General features: G+C 39.2%; 1 protein-coding gene and 1 pseudogene. One reads left to right on the top strand and one right to left on the bottom strand.

Annotated elements, in window-relative coordinates; genetic code table 11:
• A pseudogene (locus tag Q0X89_RS12275) lies at positions 1–377 on the bottom strand (serine hydrolase); the annotation flags it as partial.
• Between the two features lie 126 nt (positions 378–503).
• Here Q0X89_RS12275 and Q0X89_RS12270 point away from each other — a divergent pair.
• The coding region (locus tag Q0X89_RS12270) for a radical SAM protein (RefSeq protein WP_297694577.1) at positions 504–1,159 on the top strand (656 nt) is incomplete at its 3' end.

Here is a 1,159-nt window from a genome sequence, read left to right as displayed (position 1 = left end):
GCAATCCCCACTGTAAAGGCAGTCAGGGTTTTGCCGGCAGATGCCCAATACCAGATACTATCCTTGGTAAATGTTCCGAAGTATTCCTCCATGGCAATTTTACCATCTTTTAAAATGACAAACGCCTTAGTGTCTTTTTCCTCAAGGAAATCTATCAAATCTTGTTGTGCATTAGTGTTCCAACCCAGGGCTTCCGGACTTACGGTTTCCCAATCGTCAGCAGTAATCCCAGGAAAATACAAAGAAGAAGAATCGGGGTTCTGATTTGAATCCGGGTCTTCTATAAGTGTATCTGCCAGATCATCAGAATTATTTTCACAGGCCAAACAGCCCAGGAAAAGTATAATTAAAAGTAATCCATGTACCTTAAGTTTCATTGGGTTTTTAGTTTTTAAATTAGACCAGGAAAACGACTAAAAGTTTAACGCAGAAAAGGAAGAATTCTTGTTATTATGCGTCTCTTCTTCTATTGTATTGTATTTTTGCACGGCTAAAGAAAATCCATGCGCACAAAGTCGGTAAAGAAAAATAGAATAAATGTCGTAACTCTCGGGTGTTCAAAAAACGTCTACGACTCTGAAATTCTCATGGGACAACTCAAGGCAAATGATAAGGCAGTGGTTCATGAGGAGGAAGGGAATATCGTAGTTATAAATACCTGTGGATTTATTGCAAATGCCAAAGAGGAAAGTGTAAATACCATTTTGGAATATGTAGATAAAAAGCAGTCTGGTGCAGTAGATAAGGTTTTTGTGACAGGATGTTTGAGTGAGCGTTATAAACCTGATCTGGAGAAGGAAATTCCTGATGTTGATGAATATTTTGGCACCAGTGACCTGCCTAATTTGTTAAAGGCTCTTGGTGCTGATTATAAACACGAATTAATTGGGGAGCGCCTTACGACAACTCCAAAAAATTATGCCTATCTGAAGATCGCAGAAGGATGTGACAGACCTTGTTCTTTTTGTGCGATACCTCTAATGCGCGGTAAGCACAAAAGTAAGCCCATTGAAGAATTGGTTGAAGAAACAGAAAAATTGGCAGCCAAAGGAGTAAAAGAGCTTATCCTTATTGCCCAGGATCTAACCTATTATGGCCTGGATCTGTACAAAAAAAGAAATCTGGCGCAATTGTTAAAAGAACTCTCCAAGGTAGAAGG

This window comes from uncultured Eudoraea sp., assembly GCF_947258525.1.
Classification (GTDB): Bacteria; Bacteroidota; Bacteroidia; order Flavobacteriales; family Flavobacteriaceae; genus Eudoraea.
Note: the sequence above shows the minus strand (reverse complement) of the source record. Positions and strands in the feature narration are given on the sequence as shown.